Annotated in this window: 15 protein-coding genes; 14 read left to right on the top strand and 1 reads right to left on the bottom strand. The window is 62.4% G+C overall.

The genetic code is table 11. The annotated features are described in order from the left end of the window. Nucleotides 1-235: 235 nt before the first annotated feature. Nucleotides 236-973: a hypothetical protein gene (locus tag AB0O58_RS24530; protein ID WP_300402894.1), complete on the bottom strand. Its 738-nt coding sequence runs from the start codon at nucleotides 971-973 to the stop codon at nucleotides 236-238. A gap of 1,278 nt (nucleotides 974-2,251) precedes the next feature. Between AB0O58_RS24530 and AB0O58_RS24525 the strand changes: the two genes are divergently transcribed. The 14 genes from AB0O58_RS24525 to AB0O58_RS24460 all read left to right on the top strand — a co-directional run bounded on the left by AB0O58_RS24525 (nucleotide 2,252) and on the right by AB0O58_RS24460 (nucleotide 17,703). After that, complete coding sequence (locus AB0O58_RS24525; protein ID WP_300402891.1) at nucleotides 2,252-2,545, top strand: hypothetical protein; 294 nt, start codon at nucleotides 2,252-2,254, stop codon at nucleotides 2,543-2,545. 402 nt (nucleotides 2,546-2,947) lie between these two features. After that, on the top strand, nucleotides 2,948-5,119 hold the full coding sequence (locus AB0O58_RS24520) for a P-loop NTPase fold protein (protein ID WP_300402889.1): 2,172 nt from the start codon (nucleotides 2,948-2,950) through the stop codon (nucleotides 5,117-5,119). Nucleotides 5,120-5,413: 294 nt separating this feature from the next. Continuing rightward, nucleotides 5,414-5,767 (top strand): VOC family protein, encoded by a 354-nt coding sequence (locus tag AB0O58_RS24515; RefSeq protein ID WP_366238925.1) that lies wholly within the window; start codon nucleotides 5,414-5,416, stop codon nucleotides 5,765-5,767. An 11-nt stretch (nucleotides 5,768-5,778) separates the two neighbouring features. Beyond that, complete coding sequence (locus AB0O58_RS24510; RefSeq protein ID WP_129627202.1) at nucleotides 5,779-6,117, top strand: metalloregulator ArsR/SmtB family transcription factor; 339 nt, start codon at nucleotides 5,779-5,781, stop codon at nucleotides 6,115-6,117. Next, a complete protein-coding gene (locus tag AB0O58_RS24505) occupies nucleotides 6,114-6,566 on the top strand; it encodes an SRPBCC domain-containing protein (protein ID WP_239702826.1) in 453 nt (150 codons plus the stop codon). The genes AB0O58_RS24510 and AB0O58_RS24505 overlap by 4 nt, the downstream gene beginning before the upstream one ends. 77 nt (nucleotides 6,567-6,643) lie before the next feature. Then, nucleotides 6,644-7,021: a DUF3052 family protein gene (locus AB0O58_RS24500; protein WP_129627208.1), complete on the top strand. Its 378-nt coding sequence runs from the start codon at nucleotides 6,644-6,646 to the stop codon at nucleotides 7,019-7,021. A gap of 12 nt (nucleotides 7,022-7,033) precedes the next feature. After that, entirely contained in the window at nucleotides 7,034-8,002 is a 969-nt protein-coding gene (locus tag AB0O58_RS24495) for an ATP-binding cassette domain-containing protein (protein WP_366238924.1), read from the top strand. Then, nucleotides 7,999-8,814 carry an ABC transporter permease gene (locus AB0O58_RS24490; RefSeq protein ID WP_366238923.1) on the top strand — a complete coding sequence of 272 codons (816 nt, stop codon included), beginning with the start codon at nucleotides 7,999-8,001 and terminating at the stop codon, nucleotides 8,812-8,814. The genes AB0O58_RS24495 and AB0O58_RS24490 overlap by 4 nt, the downstream gene beginning before the upstream one ends. 24 nt (nucleotides 8,815-8,838) lie before the next feature. Then, nucleotides 8,839-10,479 carry an IS21 family transposase gene (gene istA / locus AB0O58_RS24485; RefSeq protein WP_366238922.1) on the top strand — a complete coding sequence of 547 codons (1,641 nt, stop codon included), beginning with the start codon at nucleotides 8,839-8,841 and terminating at the stop codon, nucleotides 10,477-10,479. Between the two features lie 11 nt (nucleotides 10,480-10,490). Then, the gene (gene istB, locus AB0O58_RS24480; protein ID WP_366238921.1) at nucleotides 10,491-11,270 is read left to right on the top strand and encodes an IS21-like element helper ATPase IstB; all 780 of its coding nucleotides are present in this window, start codon (nucleotides 10,491-10,493) and stop codon (nucleotides 11,268-11,270) included. A gap of 337 nt (nucleotides 11,271-11,607) precedes the next feature. Continuing rightward, a complete protein-coding gene (locus AB0O58_RS24475) occupies nucleotides 11,608-11,901 on the top strand; it encodes a hypothetical protein (protein ID WP_366238920.1) in 294 nt (97 codons plus the stop codon). A 209-nt stretch (nucleotides 11,902-12,110) separates the two neighbouring features. Continuing rightward, nucleotides 12,111-13,076 (top strand): FHA domain-containing protein, encoded by a 966-nt coding sequence (locus AB0O58_RS24470; protein ID WP_366238919.1) that lies wholly within the window; start codon nucleotides 12,111-12,113, stop codon nucleotides 13,074-13,076. 186 nt (nucleotides 13,077-13,262) lie between these two features. Continuing rightward, a complete protein-coding gene (locus AB0O58_RS24465; RefSeq protein WP_366238918.1) occupies nucleotides 13,263-16,151 on the top strand; it encodes a DUF4407 domain-containing protein in 2,889 nt (962 codons plus the stop codon). Nucleotides 16,152-16,161: 10 nt separating this feature from the next. Further along, nucleotides 16,162-17,703, top strand: a complete 1,542-nt coding sequence (locus tag AB0O58_RS24460) for a SpoIIE family protein phosphatase (protein ID WP_366238917.1) — start codon at nucleotides 16,162-16,164, stop codon at nucleotides 17,701-17,703. Nucleotides 17,704-17,806: the final 103 nt, after the last annotated feature.

Raw genomic sequence — 17,806 nt, 5'->3', positions numbered from 1 at the left:
CCTGCGGTGGCTCTGGTGGGCGCTGCGCGCCCACCGCCAGAAGCCGGCCGCCAAGGCGGCCTATTGCGGTCTTCCATTGCCGGGCGCTGCGCGCCAACGGCCAACGGATCACCTATCTTGGTTGTCTTCCAACATCTTTCACATTCAGTACACCTTCGGACCGCTGCGCGCCCCGACCAGTAGACCGCTACCGCAAGTGGGGCACGCTGCGCGTACCCCACTTGCGGTACGATTACTACTCCCCCACAGTGAAATTCACATCGAGATACGAGAAATTGTCCCGTAGATGCTGCCGTACATCGTCGAGATCAACGGACTCGTCCGCATCTTCTTGGCTACGCGCCGATCGCGTCATTGTTAATGCAACCGTGACATTCACTTCTACATCGAAGTCACGTTCTCGGCCTTCGAGCCCCCACTGTTCGCAGAACCTCTCGAACTCGCTGCACAGACTGTTCTCGTCCGCCCATTCGCACGCGGACTCGTTCAGCCGCCTGACCCACTCGCGATGGTTCGCACGCTCGGTATTGGCGCTCTCGCGTACGGCCTGCAAGGTCCGTTCGATGGCGGCCCGTTCGTGGATCGGCCGCACATACTCACCGAACCACGCGGGAGCGGCCCCAGGTGACACCGTGACCGGTGAGATGTCACGTGGCCGCACCAACCCCGTCCAGCTCTTGTAGGTGTGCTCGACGGCCATCAACGGCTCACGCCACACGACAGCAACGCTTGCATGAGTCTCGGTGGCATTGCGCTCGTCCACCGAGAACCATCCCGACGCGGCGATACCGCCGCTTCCATCACTTATCTGCACATAGGCCCCCTCTGCGGGGTATCCCGCAACCAGGGGCTCTGGCAAGGCCTCGAGCACGACGGCCCGGTTCGACCAGTCAGCACCCCCTAGAGACCCGTTGTCGAAGGCCACCTCGAGCACGGACGCAACTGGCAATACTGAATCGACGATCGATGTCATGGCAGATTTCAGCCTCTCAATTCGGGTGACGGATGGTCAGTCCGCCGATCAACAGAACGCCTCTGAATCTACCATCGAAACACTTGCACTGGAAGACGTAAGAGTAATCGAAACACGTTGATAAACAACGCTTTTGGGATCACAACTATCGACAAGACGCAACCCAGCAGCGGCCGCAATTGTCCCCGGCGCACTCGGTGCCGGGGACAGGGTGCGCCCTGTCCGAAGCCAATGCCGGAATAGGATCGCTCAGGTGCCCCGTCCCTTTCCGCTTCTCGACGACTCCGTCTTCACCTCCTCCGGATACAAGCGGAGTACCAAACGGGTGGGACCCGATCTCGACGACGCCTGCCTCTGCGGATCCCGCCGGCAGACACGGTCCTGCCATGCGACTGCAGCCGGTCGCTGGATCGCCTCGGAACCGCCACCCCTCCTGAACGATGCTCGCACTGGCTACGCACACCCCGAGTGCTTCGGCCAGGCAGGAGCAGACTGTTCCGACAAGATCAGTAGAGAGCATTGGATCAGTGCCAACATTCACCGGCAGCTGCACATCGACGGAAAAGCACCCATGCTCAGCGGCGCACCGTGGCTCCATGGAGCATCGAAATCGGTAGGCACAAAAGCACTAGCCTCGAAGATCCTCTGCGAGCGCCACAACAATGCCTTGTCACCTTTGGATTCCATTGCAGGACAGTTCTTTCAGGCAGTACGGGACATGCAGTTGTCATTGGCGAGCACGACAGCACCTTTCCTAGGGCCGGCCGACGATCATTTCCTCCTTCTCAGCGGACCTCGACTACAACTCTGGCTCCTCAAACTTGTTCTGGGGGGCGTGGCCTCACGCTCCTTCGGTGCGGCCGGGACACCCCTGAAGTCGGTCAGGACACAACCAGGGGTTGCGCTCCATGATATTCTGTGGCGCGGAGCGTTGTTCCCTAATCGATGGGGATTGCACGCTCGAAGGCACCGAGTCGATCCCAAGGGCACGCCAGAATCCATCGGCGTCATCAACCACACAATTGACGACGAGGTATGCGGTGCAACAGTTCAATTCGGGGCACTCAACCTGAACCTCGGCCTTGGGGTGCCCGAGAACAGCGCGACGGTACAACCTGCTTCATACCGCTTCGACAGACCCTCGACAAACGTCCAGAAATACATTGCGCTTGCCTGGCCAGAGGACGGCCACGAACCCATCAGCTACTCGAACCTTGGATAACCCACGGCGCGACCGCTCCGCAGTTCTACCCGTATCCGCGATGTACTCTCGCCGGCATGACGACGCTCACCAATTCCCTGGACCAGGCCAGTTCTACGATCCAGGACGCCGACCGCCGCATTCAATCTCTGCAGGCCACCCTGGACGGCACCAAGGAAGACCTCACGAAAACGCAGGAGGAACTGACTCATCTAGCTCTCGCTCTCGACACCTACGCTGCAGCTACCGAGGCTGGGCAACCGGTCGAAGGGAACCAGCTCAGACTGATCTCAGGAGCACTTGCAGCCGCAGCACAGAGCCTCACTAAGGCTTCCGACGCGCTTCGCGACGACGTGATCGCAGGCATTTAGCTAGAGCAAGTGCACGCTCCTGGTCTCGGACTCTTCTTCTCCTCGGCGATCTCGCCGGGCTTGCCGTCCTGTTGCAACCGGCCCGCTAGAGCCCCGAGCCACTTACAGCGACAACTTCCCGATCCAGACCGAGAACTAGATCGTCACGCACACAGACGAGTCAGCCGGACTTCTGGCCTGGTGAACTGAGATGACGGAACGGCATCACGACGTCTGCAGCACGTAAACCGACGGCCCCGCCGGCTGCGAAGGGCTTGCGATTTACGTCCGGCCCACCGCTGGTGAGCTGGTTAACGATCTACGCGTTGTTGCCCGTCGACGTACTGATCCATTCGCCACCGCACACCTTGGCTGTCGAGGCCCAAGAGCGGCCGACCTGACCGGTGTGGTTGCATTCGCGGCATGACCGACGGGCGCGTCCATACCGACAGTTCCATCACATCCTTCGACGAGGACAAACTGGAGCGCGGTGAATTCGCCCGTCGCGTTGCCGACCGCATCCGCATGGCGGGAAGCGGGCCCAGCATTGTTTTCGGCCTTGCCGGGTCTTGGGGCAGCGGAAAGACGTCGGTACTGAACATGATTCGACTGGAGTTGGAGAAGTCCCAGAGTTGGGTGGTCGCCGAGTTCACTCCATGGGCGGCCAGCGACCTCGACGCTCTGACCGTCGAATTCTATGAGGTCATTGCATCCGCGATGCCGCAGCAAGGCGAGAACGCGAAGACTGCCCGCAAAATGTTGATGTCTGCGGCACCGATAGCGGCATCGGTGGCAAAAGTAGCCGTCGAAGGACTCATCGATCGACAATTAGGAGCCGGCACCTGGAAGAAGATTCTCGAGACCACGACCTCGACAACCATCGACCAAATCGGAAGTTACGCCCCAACACCGGATCCGTTCCGCCGCCAGTTCGCAGCAATGTCGAACGCCATCGAAAGTACCGGCGCGCAAGTATTGGTGCTCGTCGATGACTTGGACCGACTACACACCGACGAACTACTCGCAGTGATGAAGGCAGTCCGATTGCTCGGTAGATTCCCTGGGGTCCACTACCTACTCTCCTACGACAAACGCACGGTCCTCGATCTGATCAGGGCGTCCGATCTCGCAGGCACAGATCCCGGTCGAGCCCACGCCTACCTCGAGAAAATTGTCCAGTACCCGTTCGAGCTACCACCTCTGCAACCTATGCACAGCCGCCGCGAAGTCACCGAGCAGATCACGGCCATCGCACATCGGTACGAGTACGACCTCACCGGCACCGACTCCACGCACGAGCGACCTTGGGACCTCATCGACGAGCTACTGGCCCTGCTCCCGTTCGTCAACCACACCACCTTGCGTGCGATCTACCGCTGGTGCACGCAGGTCGACGTCATGCTGGCCTTGCTCGGCCCACGCCATCTCGACCTTCTCGACGCAGCGCTCATCACCTACCTGAGACTGCATCACGAACACATCTACGATCGACTCCCAGGGTGGCGTTACGAGCTTGTAGGCGACGCCCTCAACCATGTTGTATTTCCAGCAACCAAGCGCGACACCGCCGAAAACTGGCTGGCCCGCCTTCGCGATGACGACTCCACCACCGACGAACGCGAGCTCACCGATGTCTACAAGATCTTGGTCTACTTGTTCCCCAGGCTACCGCGCCAGCTGTACACCCGAACCCGGCCACACACCCGCACCCCTCAGGTCCACCACGACGAGTTCTTCGACCGCTATTTCACATTCGGTCTTCCAGCCGGAGACATCAGCGATGTCGCAGCAGCACAGGAGGTCTCATCTCTGGTCCTCCACAAAGCGCTTCCCGAAAGCGGAGTACTCCGCACGTTCCTCGAGTCGGGCGGGGACCGCCAGAAGCTAGCGCTCAGCAAACTCAGCCGCGAACTCGAACCCCTCGTCATCAGCGTGAGTGCCGAGAGCTCGGTGTCGATCCTCGAACACTTGTGGCCGTCGCTGTTGGGCGGGCACGGACAACTATCTTGGATCGGACCGGGAGTCACCATCGCAACGATGCTGATCGTGCGAGCAATCGACGCCAGCTCGGACTCCGCCCATAGCCGAGCAGCACTGAACCAGATACGCCAGCACATCGGTCTACAGGAAACAACAACGCTGCTCAGCCAGTTTCGTCAGAGTGAGGGCCGAGTCGACTACCCAGCCAACATCACCGAGGCCATTGTCGACATGCGCGAGGAAGTTCTGCAGGCATGCATGACGGATCTAACTTCTTCAGTGCAGCCTCCGGGCGCGAGGGTGCTGAGCTTCATCTACTTTCTGACCACTGAGATGTATGCAGAACTACGACACCGCATCGACAGCGCGGACTTGACTCAACTAGACGTCGCGACACGGATGGTTCGAGTCGGAAGCACTATGCGAGAAGGATTGGAGGGCAACTTCTACCGGAACCCGTTCGCGGAACTATATCCGTACGCTGAATGGGATCTGACACTCTTCCCTGATCCGCCATTGATAGGTGAGCTTCCCGAGCCACATGATCATTCGGTCGAAGCTCGCCAAGCTCAGGCAACGTACGCCGTACACACGATCGTTTCCGGAGAGCAGTGACCGTCTTCGAGACGTTGGCTCGTGCCCTGAAATTTCCTCAACGCGAACCTACGACTTCCGATGCCGTAAAACACATGCCAGTGCGGTGATCGCCATGATTGATTCTGTCGAGTTCACCTGACACCACTTGTCGTTCTCGTTCGACACCATGCCTGGCGGCGAGAAGATGGATATCGCTGAGCGGTGACACCGCTGGGGGCTGGGGGTCGATCAGTAGGTCCAACAGGCTGCTGCTTCGCGTCTCTGAGCGCACTGAGCTTGACGTGTAGGTTTTTTCCTACGTAAGGTGCAAGCATGGCTATCAACACAGTGAAGACAGTGACCGTATTCGTCTCCGACCAGGACCGTGCGCACGACTTCTATGTCGACACGCTCGGGCTCGAAGTGAAGACCGACCAGACCTTCGGCGAGAACCGTTGGCTTGAGGTAGGTGCCCCGAGCGGCACCACCCTCGTGTTGCACAAGCCGTTCCCCGGAATGAGTGCCGGCGGCGGGCAGGGCACTTTGTTCGCCAGCTCCGACCTCGACGCTGACGTCGCACGCCTGCAGGAGGCAGGCGTGGTCGTCGACGGACCGAACGACATGCCGTGGGGTCGGCAGGCCACCTTCTCAGACCCGGACGGCAACGGCTTCGTACTGCAGGGCTAAGGCGACGCGCTGTGCCTCGGCGATTCAAGAGCGGACCGCTGGACGAGGTGTTCGGCGCTCTCGCCAACCCCACTCGTCGTGACATCCTCGACGCGCTGCTGGGCGGTGAGCACACCGCCGGGGAACTCGCAGGGAAGTTCGACATGGCCCGTCCCAGCGTCTCCGAGCACCTCCGCTCGCTGCGCGAGTCGGGACTTGTGGACGAGCGACAGGAAGGCAGGCACCGCTTCTACCGTGTCACGGGTGAACCGTTGGTCGAGCTGATCGACTGGCTCACACCGTATGAGCGCTTCTGGCGCGACCGAATGACCGCGCTCGGCGGCGTTCTCGATGAGATGGATGAAGAATGACCACACATGACGACCTGACTCGGATCGAGGTTGACCAGTACTTCCAGCATCCGCCGCCCAAGGTGTGGCGTGCGCTCACGACCCCGGAGCTCATGGCCCAGTGGCTGATGCCCAACGACTTCGAACCTGTCGTGGGCCACAAGTTCACCTTCAGGGCACGTCCGGTGGCGCAGACCGGTTTCTCCGGACAGATCTCATGCCAGGTGCTCGACATGCGACCCCAGAAGATGCTGCGGATCAGCTGGGCCGACGCTGAGAACACTGACGGGATGGCGACCACGGTCACCTGGACGCTGCAGCCTGAGGGGAAGGGCACCCGCCTGTTCCTGGAGCACGCTGGCTTCGATCTCGACGACCCCACGCAGCAACTCGCCAGGAAGTTCATGAACGGCGGCTGGCGAAGCCACGTCCTGCGCCGATTGAGCGAACTGCTCCAGCACCTGCGGTGACCGGACCGAATCGACCCGCACCGCCCGACCACGGCTGACACATGTCAGGGAACGAATAAGAACAAGGAAGGCCAACCATGGCACGCACTATCGCGGAGAAGCTCCAGATCAAGCCCGGTACCGAGCTGCTGCTCGGCCGTTCCTCGCCCGAGCACCGAGGGCTACTCGACCCCCTCCCCGAGGACGTCACCGTCATCGACGGGATAGACCGCGACACCACCGACGTCGTGGTGATGTTCGCCCATGATCGCGACGAACTCGACACGCTGCTGAACAGCGTGTTTCCGCTGCTCTCGTCGCCGAAGGCCGTCTGGATCGGCTACCCCAAAGGCAACAAGGCCGACATCAACCGCGACAGCATCTGGAAGCGCGCCGAGGAGTCCGGCTGGACCCTCAACGGCAACATCTCGCTCTCCGACAACTGGTCGTCGGTTCGCCTCAAGCCCATGAACTGACCGGGGCACGACATGACGTTAGGACGGACGGAACCGACGCCGAGTGCGGACATCGCGATCCAGGCGCGAGGTCTACGGATTGAGTACCCCAAGCGCACGGTGTTCGAGACATTGGACATGAGCGCTCCCGCCGGAAGGATCACAGCGGTCCTGGGACGCAACGGGTCGGGGAAGACCACGCTGGTGCGTGCGCTCGCGACCCTCCAGCCTTACCAGGCTGGGTCGTTGTGCGTCCTTGGTCACGAAGTGAAGGATTCGGCCCAGACGGTCCGGGGGATCGTCGGACTGGCAGGACAGCACGCCGCCGTCGTGGCCGAGCTGACCGGAGTCGAGAACCTCCGCATGGTCGCACGCCTCTACGGACTATCGCCGAAAGAGGCCCGCCGAGCCACGGCCGCGGTGATCGACGAGTTCGCACTCAGCGAGTTCGTCGACCGGCGCGTCGCCACCTACTCCGGCGGACAGCGACGTCGCCTCGACCTCGCAGCGACATTCGTGAACAGGCCGTCAGCGTTGCTGCTCGATGAGCCGACAACCGGACTGGACCCTCACAGCCGCAACAGCCTCTGGGAGTCCATCCGGACCTTGCCCGCGAACGGCACATCGGTGCTGCTGACCACCCAGTACCTGGAGGAGGCGCAGGCTCTCGCCGATGAAGTGGTGATCATCGACGACGGCCGCGTCGTCCAGGCCGGGACACCCCACCAGCTGCGCTGCACGATGGCCCACACCAAGCTGCGCCTCGTCACCCACGAACCACTGTCCGACGACGAGTCCATCGCGCTGGCCGAACGAGTGCTCGGCGAGGTCAGCGAACTGCGGGACAACGAACTTACGGTGACCGGACAATTCGACCTAGACGCCGCGTACCGCGCGGTGACCGAGCAAGGGATCTCCTCCGACATCGCTGAGTTCTCCGTGTCGCCACCGACGCTCGACGACGTCTTCCTATCCATGACCGGAAGCGAGGCACGCACATGACCGCCACCATCCACACAAAATCGGCAACCTCCCCCAGCTCAGCGGGCCTCACTGCCACCAGCGCCATGATCGCGTCGAAGACGCTGAAGGTGTTCCTCCGCGACCCGCAGGCCGTGTTCCCCACCCTCCTACAAGGCGTGCTCTTCCTGCTCGTGTTCCGCTACGTCTTCGCCGGTGCGATCGACTCCGCTCCACTGGCGTACGTGGACTACATGACGCCCGGCATCATCACCACCACGCTCCTGTTCGGCTCGTCCCAGGCAGCGGTCACCGTCGCCCGGGAGCGTTCCGCCGGGTTCACCGACCGAGTGCTGTCACTGCCGGTAGCCCGCCTCGGGGTCACGCTGGGGCGGCTAACCGCCCAGTCGACGATCGTCGTCGTTGCGGCGCTCACGACGCTCATCGCGGCCTTCATCACCGGCTTCCGGCCCCATGCCGGCGTAGGTGAACTGGCTGTAGCGTTGGCGATGCTGATGCTCTACTCGATCGCGTTCGCGGCGTTGTTCCTCGCGCTCGGGTCCGCGGCGTCCAGCCCGGAGGCTGCCCAAGGGCTCGCGTTCATCGCGATTCCGCTCACCTTCATCTCCAGCGCGATCGTCCCGACGGCCTCGATGCCCGGCTGGCTGGCAGCGATAGCTGACTTCCAGCCGCTTACCCCGATGATCGACGCCCTGCGTGGCCTCACGCAGGCCGACCTGATCGGCGTCGATCAAATCTCGCTGATGGCCGCCATTGCCTGGTCAACCGGGATCCTGCTGGTCTCGATGATCATGGCGGTCCGGCTCGCGCCGCGGACCAAGGCGCTCAACTAACCGCAACCCGCGGACACCGACGTCATGGCTCGTGAAGCACGAACGTCCCGTGTCGACCTGTACGCCGCGATCCGACGCGATGCCAAAGCGGGCCTGTCGAAGCGAGCACTTCAGCGTAAGCATGGGGTCGGATATCGCTCCGTTGCATCAGCCCTGTCCTCAGCGTGGCCCAAGGAGCCCAAGCCGCCGCCGAAGCGAGGGTCCCGGCTCGATCCGTACCGTCCCGTGATCGACGACTGGCTGCGCGTGGATCTCGACGCTCCGAGGAAGCAGCGGCACACCGCGAAGCGGATCTTCGACCGGCTCCTTGCCGAGCATGACGCCGCTGGTGTGGTGTCGTACGGGATGGTGCGCGACTACGTCGCGACTCGTCGACGCGAGATCCGCATCGAGTCCGGGCGGGAGCCCATCAACACGTTCATCCCACAGACCCACCTGCCTGGCCGTGAGGCCGAGGTCGACTTCGGCGAAGTCGTCGTCCAGCTGCGCGGCGAGCTGGTGACCTGCACACTGTTCAGTCTGCGATTGTCCTACTCCGGGAAGGCCGTCCATCGCATCAGTGCCTCAGCCGGACAAGAAGCGTTCTTCGAAGGACACGCCCACGCCTTCCGGGTCCTCGGCGGGGTGCCGACCGGGAAGATCCGCTATGACAACCTCAAGGCCGCCGTCGCTTCCGTGATCGGGTTCTCCCGTCAGCGGGTCGAGGCGGATCGGTGGACCGCGTTCCGCTCCCACTACGGCATCGAGGCGTTCTACTGCCAGCCCGGCATCACCGGTGCGCACGAGAAGGGCGGCGTCGAGGGCGACATCGGCTGGTTCCGGCGGAACCACCTCGTCCCCATCCCCGAAGTCGACTCCATCGAGGAGCTCAACGCGATGGTCGACGCATGGGACCGCTCAGACGACGATCGCCGGATCTCGTCGCGTGCGCACACCATCGGAGAGCACTTCGCAGCCGAGCAGCCACTCCTGGCTTTCCTGCCGGTTGAGGAGTTCGAGACCGGCCGCTGGTTCACCCCTCGGGTAGACAGGTTCGCTCAGGTCAGCGTCCGGATGAACAAGTACTCCGTGCCCGCTCGCTACGTCGGCCGCCAGGTCAGAGTCCTGCTGCATGCTAGCGAGCTGGTCGTCTACGACGGCCAGACAGTGGTGGCGCGCCACGAGCGGCTGATGACCAAGAGTGGCGTCCAGCTCGACCTGGACCACTACCTCGAGGTCCTCCTCCGCAAGCCCGGAGCCCTCCCCGGAGCCACCGCCCTTGAGCAAGCCCGGAAGGCAGGCCGATTCACCCCGATCCACGACGAATGGTGGGCCGCAGCATGCAAGACCCACGGCGACGCCGACGGCACCCGCGCCCTAATCGAGGTTCTGCTGCTGCACCGACACCTCGCGCACGAACATGTCGTCGCGGGACTCGCCGCCGCTCTGCGAGCGGGAGGCCACACTGCAGACGTCGTCGCCCTGGAAGCCCGCAAGGCCGAAGACAGCACCCACGACAACGGCGGCGCATTCGACACCGCGGACTCGACTCGAAGCGACACCACCGGGATCGCGTCGCTCACCGAGCGACGACTGCGCAAGCCCTTGCCCGTCGATACCCGACCGCTGCCGACCGTCGACCAGTACGACCAGTTGCTACACCGCCCCTCACGCGTCCAGGAATGAAGGAGCCCCGCATGACCCGCCGCCGAGGAATGACCGAAGAAGCCGCCGACTCATCCATCGACCAGGCGTGCCGCATGCTGCGGCTGCCGACCATCCGCCAAGGCTTCGCCGACGGTGCCGACCGGGCCGCCGCCGAGCAGATGTCCTACCGAGGGTTCCTCGCCGAGCTCCTCCTCGCCGAGTGCGACGACCGAGCACGACGCCGCTCAGAACGACGGATCAAGGCCGCGAAGTTCCCCCGAGAGAAGTCGCTGCGAGCCTTCGACTTCGACGCCAACCCCAACATCGACCCCGCCACCATTCACACCCTGGCCAAATGCGACTGGGTCAAGAAGGGCCAGCCCCTCTGCCTCATCGGCGACTCCGGCACCGGCAAGTCCCACCTGCTCATCGCTCTGGGCACCGAGGTCGCCATGGCCGGCTACCGGGTCAAGTACACCCTGGCCACCAAGCTCGCCAACGAGCTCGTCGAGGCCGCCGACGAGAAGACCCTCTCCAAGACCATCGCCCGATACGGACGCGTTGACTTGCTCTGCATCGACGAACTCGGCTACATGCAGCTCGACCGCCGCGGAGCAGAACTCCTCTTCCAGGTCCTCACTGAACGGGAGGAGAAGGCATCGGTGGCGATCGCGTCGAACGAGTCGTTTTCCGGCTGGACCAAGACGTTCACCGACCCGCGTCTCTGTGCGGCCATCGTCGACCGCCTGACCTTCGGCGGAACCATCATCGAGACCGGCAGCGACTCCTACCGCCTCGCCCACACCAACCGCCAACTCGCCGAGCAGTAGCGACTGCCGAGGTGGTGTCGAACGAAGCCGACACTTCTCCTCAAATCAGAGCCCAAGTGGTGTCGAATGAGACCAACAAACGGTGTCAGACGAAGCCGTCATAGCCACCATGATGGTGGCTTCGATCCACGCCGCGACGGTTTACGCACCGGCGTTGGGGAATTCGCCGGTCGTGCCGGTTGTCAAGTGGGTCAACACCAACTAGCTACATCAGCTAGTCATTCGGTGCGATGCAGGAATGAACATTGTTACTGGTTTCCTTGTTCGTCCTGGACTAGACCGTGATGTGACCCTTTTCGACATAGCCACAACCGGCAGTGAGCAGACACCAGATGAGGTGCTTTATGCACTCGGCGCTGCCGCTGCCCGCAGCCGGATCGTGCGTACCGACGTCGTCGCCGCCACGGTGTGGACCAGCGACGACTGTCGAGCCGACCACAGCCCGAACCCGTGGTCGGCGATGGTTCTTGCCCGGGCATTGAACCTGATGCCCGATCTTTCACCCGACGACGTCATAGCTCACCCTGCGTTGACCTTTCGAGGGCTCGTTGTCGTCACCGGCCGCTGCCCTCTGACGGGCGCGCTGAGCGCGCTACGTCCGGCCCCTGACCCACTGGCTGACGCATCGTGAAACCTGGGTGCGCACTCGACATGTGACGAATTCCAGACTTCACTTGTCCCCGGGCTCTGTCGAGGTTTTTGCCACGACTCTCGCTCCTTGTCAACCCCATTCAGGGTTGGACTTGACCAACCTTCCGGACTCTGGTCATCCACCTCTGTGCGCCTTAAGTTCTCCGCTAGGAGAGTCCCCACCTGTCACAGCGAATGGAGTACCCGGAGATGACCGATCTCATCCGCGTAGCCTCCGATGAGCTGCGTGCCACGTCCGTCGCAGTCCTGCAATGGATCCGCGCATGGACACCCCACTCTCGAGCGGTAGCCACCGTGTTCGGCATAGCGTGGCTGGCCTTCGTGATTGTGTGCGGCTTTACCGGCGGAACCGTGTTGTTCGTGATGACCGCCGTCGTCGTTATCGCCGCTGTGCATCTCGTGCGCGGGGAATGGCGACGACCAGGTCGCAGCAATCCAGTTGCATTGTGCGACAACGCCCGCGAACACATTTGCACCCTCGTCTTCCGTCACTCCGACGGGCGCTGGTATCTACCCGACTGCATTACCGTCGGTCTGAATCCCGCCGACTTCACCGACCTCAGCGATCACTTCGATATCAACGACGTCATCACCCATCTCACCGCCGAAGCCGTCGATGTCACGCGCCGCTACTCCGCGGACACTCCGAGCGGAATGCTGCCCCTGGTCGAGATCGTGTCCAACCCGAAGGTCCGCGCTCGCCACTATGCGCTGCGTGGCTCCACGCATCCGATGTCCGACCACCCAGTGGAACCCACGCGCGCCTACGGGGACCAAACCAGCCACCACCCCAGCGACAGCCAGGTGGCAACAACTCTGATCCCGGACTCACCCGGCCGTGGACCGACCTTGGTCGGTCCCGATAGTCGAGCGCACCGCGTCGTCGGTACCGAGATAACCGTCGGGCGGGGCACCTACTGCGACATCACCATCAGCGCCGACACCAGCATCTCGCGACATCACCTCACCCTGTGTTCCAACGATGGCGTGTGGTGGTGTGCCGACAACAGCAAGACCGGTACCTGGATCAACGGAGTGCGTGTAACCCCCGGCAGATGGACCGAACTCGCCGACGGCGACCGCATCGCGTTCGGCACCACATCAGGCACGAACACCGCCACGTTCTACCGAACGGGTGCCCATGCTGCCCGCTGACCGGAACCTGCTGTTCTCGCCCCGCCTAGCCGGTGACTCTGTGCGACACTTCTTAGCCCAATACACTCGGAGGAGAACCGCCTTGAGCAGTGACGTCCCCGCTCACGCGTCGACTCCGCCGACCCCGACGATCCGATGAGCGCCGGCCCGCCTCCACCCGACACTTCGGCCAAGGAAGACGACGGTATGGACCCCACTGGGCCCGATGGTCATCAGAAGCCGAAGTTCGACGTCGACAACAACTGCGGTTGGCCCACCAGAATGTTGCTGCGGATCGGCGGCTTCCACCGCCCGTGGATCGACAACAATTCCGACGCCTCCAAACTTGCCGCCCAAGCCGGGATCCTGATTCTGGTGCCCACCATCGCCTTCGGCGGCGTTCTGGCCAGTGCCTGGGCAGTCAACGTCGGGCACCGCTTCAACTACTGGTTCATCTGGGTCCTTGCCGCCGTGTGGGCACTGTTCGTATTCTGCGTCGACCGATGGATCATGACCTCGATCGACTACGGCGACCTATTGGTCGGACCCCAAAACTGGCTTCGGCGAGCATGGCGTTCGGCATGGTTCTACATCGCACGCATCGGGATGGCGGTCGTCGTCGGTTACGTCATCTCCGAATCGGTCGCTCTCGGCATGTTCAACACCGCAATCGAACGGGAGTTGCCGAGCATCCAGTCCGAAAACCTCACCGACTACAAAGCATCCATAGGCGCAGAGTTCGACACAGAAATCGCCGATGCGAAGGATGCGCGCACAGCCGCCGAAAACGCTCAAGCTACAGCCAATAGCACCCGGAACACTGCCCAGGCTGATTGGCTGGCTGAACGTCAGGGGACTGGAGGCACGGGGGACGCCGGCGAAAGTCCCCCCAGCGCGAACTGTCTACTTCCGAGCGACCCGCGAGAGATCTGCGCGGAAAGCAACAGAAGATACGTGTACAACCAAGCCGACGCGACTGCACTTACCAGCCAGCAGAAGGCCCTAGAGGCGCAGGACCTCGTTCGTACGCTGGAGAGCACCCGCCAGACTCGAATCGACGAGAAGGCCGCCGAATACGAAGCGGTCAACGCCGCCGACACCAATGCTGTGACTCGCCACAGAGCCCTTGTCCGACTCATCGGCGACGACCTCGGATACAGATGGTTCTACATCGTCATCATCGTCACGCTCCTTGTCGTCGACCTCACCCCACTGCTGCTCAAACTATTCGGCCCTCACACTCCCTACCTGGAAAATGCGCGACGGGACGCAGCTCGTCTGCGCGCTCGCACCACTGTCCAAGTAATCGAAGGCGCGAAGGGCGAAGCGGACGCCCAATACGACTTGGACGACCGCAAGCACCGCAACCGGGCGAACATTGTGGCCCATGCCGGTGACCTCGACGAACGTGAGCACCGCAACCGGATGGACTCGCTGACCCGAGAACACGAGCACACCCTGGCCGATGTTGCCGCGAAGCACGCCGTCGCACAGACCCGTGAAGCGCTGCACAAACTGTCGGACGAATCCGCCGCCGCAAAGGATCTGGCCGACCACTATCTCAAGACCGCGTTTGCACACCTGAAAGAGCGCCGCCACCGTCCGCGCGCAACCCCCACCGAGCCATACACACAACAACACCCGCGCAACGCACAGCAAGGTGAACAACAACCCGACGACCTCAGCGGCGAGACCCCAACTCCGACACCGCAACCCCCACAGACACCGCATTCGCAACCCCCACAGACACCGCAACCGCAACCCCCACCGGCGCCGGCACCGGCAGCGCGCGCAAGCAACCACAGACCTCCTGCTGCTGCGCCGCGCGATGAGTACGGACTCGAGATCGGCAATGTGTTTCCCGACGACACAGTCGACAACCCGCTCGACAGGCACTGGCGAATCACAAAGTTCTGGCGTCACGTCAACGGCGGTTCTCTTCTACTCGCCGTCGACGAGAACAGTCCCGACAACGGAATCGAATACGTGATCAAGGTCTACCTCCCCGACCGCTCCTGGAAGCTCCGAAAGCGTGATCGGGCCCAAGGCCTCGCCGAACTCGATGCTGTTCCCGCACCAGGCGTGTCGATAAACGACGCCGTCGCAGACGTCTACTTTTCGGACATCTACCAAGACCAGATGGTGATCGTCACTCGACGATATCCCCACACCCTGAATACATTTCAAGACGCCCGAATCAACGGCAAAGAGCCCGGGGGCTTCGATCTCGCTCTGGTGCTGCAGATCGCCGAACGACTACTCAGCGCCCTGGCCTGGTCGTGGACGAAAAGAGAGAAGGGGGCTCGCGCGTACCTGGATATGAAGCCCCCCAACATCTGCATCGACCATGACGGCACCCCGAAGATCATCGACTGGGCACTTTCTCGAAGTCTCGATGAGGCCGCACACACCAGCTCACGGCTGCGGTTGCAAAGCCTTTTCTACTCGCCACCAGAGCAAGGCTCAGCAGGGCAACGGTGGCCGACCCACCTCGTTGCCGCCGACATCTACGCCTGGGCCGCAACTCTGTACGAGATGATCACCGGGAAACCGCCGTATCTGTACGAGGCCGAACAGCAAGGAATCACCCTCAACGACTTCCGAGACGGCAACCCGCGTGCCGAAAGGGCCTTGGACTCATATCGCAGACTGCGCAGTGGGCCTCTCACCCCGGTTTCGAAGTTCGCACCGTTTGTACCCGAAGGTCTCGACAAATTGCTGCGTCGATGCCTCGACCCTGCGCCCGAAAGACGCCACGTAGTGCCGACGGACAACAGTTTCGACGCACGTGTGAAAGCAGCTGAACGTAGCGCGGACGAGCTCATTCGATGGCTACGACTCGTCAGGCAAGATGCTCTGCACGTGCACGCAGGCGGCGCGATACCGGCAGCCCAACAGGTCGGTAGTTTCACGCGTTTCAAAAAACCTCCCAGGCAACAACAGCAGCAGGATGTCGTCGGCAACGCTGGCCATCTGGTTCAACAGCAGCATCAGCCGCGAACACCGCACCCCGACAGTGTGCCGACCGAAGACCCCCCTTACCTGCCACCGGACAACGATCCGGACGCGCCGCGCTCACCCGCCATCAATCGCTAACGGAGTTCCGATGCCCATCAAGTCAACAGGCCGACGGTTTCCACGGCCACGCGTGTCGAAGCGTTCGCTGCAGCGACGTCTCGACCGACTTCGGCACTGCCCACTGATCGGACGAGTCGGGACAATCGCGGTGGGAGCTCTCATCGCGGCCGGATTGTGGATGATCGATTGGCGGATGGGCATGGCGATCATTGCCGCGCTGTTGGCAGGCTGCGGACTGTGGTGGTTGGCGTCTCGACGCGGCACACGAAACGGTGCCGCCCGAACCGTCGAACTGAGACCCGTCTCGCACACGCCCACCACCGACCGCCCCGGCAAGGCATCACTCGACAACACGCAGCGCGTCTTTCTGCATGATCTGAGCGGCACGAGCGATATTCCACCCATCGAGTTGCGAGGCGAAACAGTGACGTTGGGGCGCGCACGAGGTAAGACCGCGGTCGTCACCGATAGAAAAACAAGACGCCAGCGTGCGCAGTTCGTCCGTCACCCACAGACGCGTCGGTGGTGGGTGACAGCGTTGTCCGGCGCGCCCATCACCGTCGATGGGCATCGCGTGTACGCAGGCCAACCGCCGTTCGAGATACACGACGGCGCGGTCCTGATTGTGGGGGCTTCGGTGTATCGCGTCACGTACGTCGGCGAGCAACATTTCCCGCCGACCATCCCCGTCGGAGAAGTACACACCGAGCGTGCTGCGCCCGCCGTGCGGAAAAGCCTGCCCCACACACTCGGACGACCTATTCCCGAACCAGCCGGTGACGAGTCACCCACGCAGGCAATGGCACCCGCAGCAGCAGCGTTTCTCAAACTCCAAGCAGCCGGGGAAACCTCGGCGGGCGATCGCCGTCACAACAACGACGTTTTCCTGATTCGAGGACACACATCAGCAATTGCCGATGCCGCGGGCGGCGGCGAAGACGGCGTCCTCACAGCCCGAACTGTACGCGCGACACTGCGAACCCTTCTGCCCACTTCGCCTATCGACGACGTCTTCGCCGCCACTGATCAAGCACTTCGAGGACTCCGCGGACGCTCGGTTCTCGCCGCGCCTTCCACGCTCGACGTCCTGACACTCGACACCTCCACTTTCACTGTCTCCGGCGGGCACGTGGGAGACAGTCAGGTGTTTCGTGCCCACACCGACACAGCCGACGACACCATTCACGTCACAGCGATGACACCAGCCCTGCATCAGCACGCTGCCCTGGACAACGCAATCGGGTTCTTCTCCGACGCCCCAGCGGGCTACACCTACAAGTTGTCTCGATGGCACCAGCCAGCAGTAGCCAATGACCGCTACATCATGGTCACAGACGGCTTCCTCAACGCCTGGTCCGGCCCGCACACCCAAACGGACACCGCACCTGATCGAGACCCTGAAGACGCCATACGTGAGGTTCTCGGATCCCAGCCACCTGATGCCAGTCCCGCTCGACTAGCAGAAGCACTCGTTCGTGCGGCCCTTTCTGAGCACAAACGTCACGGCACAATCGCCGACAACATCACCGTGGTCGTGGCGCATCTGACATCCAACGCCGAGCAGGAATAAGGAGGATCTCGTTGAAAGCGCCCTATGTTCTTCCACCTCTCGAGACTGGACAGCACGGATTCCACGTCGAGTCGATCTACACGCCATTCACAAGAGACATACT

The sequence above is a fragment of the Rhodococcus sp. NPDC080181 genome, assembly GCF_040702225.1.
Classification (GTDB): domain Bacteria; phylum Actinomycetota; class Actinomycetes; order Mycobacteriales; family Mycobacteriaceae; genus Rhodococcoides; species Rhodococcoides fascians.
Note: the sequence above shows the minus strand (reverse complement) of the source record. Positions and strands in the feature narration are given on the sequence as shown.

Bases quoted from the DNA above. Each gene is read 5' to 3' on its own strand.
- AB0O58_RS24530 (WP_300402894.1), bottom strand. From the start codon at position 973: ATGACATCGATCGTCGATTCAGTATTGCCAGTTGCGTCCGTGCTCGAG.
- AB0O58_RS24465 (WP_366238918.1), top strand. From the start codon at position 13,263: ATGGACCCCACTGGGCCCGATGGTCATCAGAAGCCGAAGTTCGACGTC.
- AB0O58_RS24495 (WP_366238924.1), top strand. From the start codon at position 7,034: ATGACGTTAGGACGGACGGAACCGACGCCGAGTGCGGACATCGCGATC.
- AB0O58_RS24505 (WP_239702826.1), top strand. From the start codon at position 6,114: ATGACCACACATGACGACCTGACTCGGATCGAGGTTGACCAGTACTTC.
- AB0O58_RS24520 (WP_300402889.1), top strand. From the start codon at position 2,948: ATGACCGACGGGCGCGTCCATACCGACAGTTCCATCACATCCTTCGAC.
- istB (WP_366238921.1), top strand. From the start codon at position 10,491: ATGACCCGCCGCCGAGGAATGACCGAAGAAGCCGCCGACTCATCCATC.
- AB0O58_RS24500 (WP_129627208.1), top strand. From the start codon at position 6,644: ATGGCACGCACTATCGCGGAGAAGCTCCAGATCAAGCCCGGTACCGAG.
- AB0O58_RS24470 (WP_366238919.1), top strand. From the start codon at position 12,111: ATGACCGATCTCATCCGCGTAGCCTCCGATGAGCTGCGTGCCACGTCC.
- AB0O58_RS24525 (WP_300402891.1), top strand. From the start codon at position 2,252: ATGACGACGCTCACCAATTCCCTGGACCAGGCCAGTTCTACGATCCAG.
- AB0O58_RS24515 (WP_366238925.1), top strand. From the start codon at position 5,414: ATGGCTATCAACACAGTGAAGACAGTGACCGTATTCGTCTCCGACCAG.
- AB0O58_RS24490 (WP_366238923.1), top strand. From the start codon at position 7,999: ATGACCGCCACCATCCACACAAAATCGGCAACCTCCCCCAGCTCAGCG.
- istA (WP_366238922.1), top strand. From the start codon at position 8,839: ATGGCTCGTGAAGCACGAACGTCCCGTGTCGACCTGTACGCCGCGATC.
- AB0O58_RS24460 (WP_366238917.1), top strand. From the start codon at position 16,162: ATGCCCATCAAGTCAACAGGCCGACGGTTTCCACGGCCACGCGTGTCG.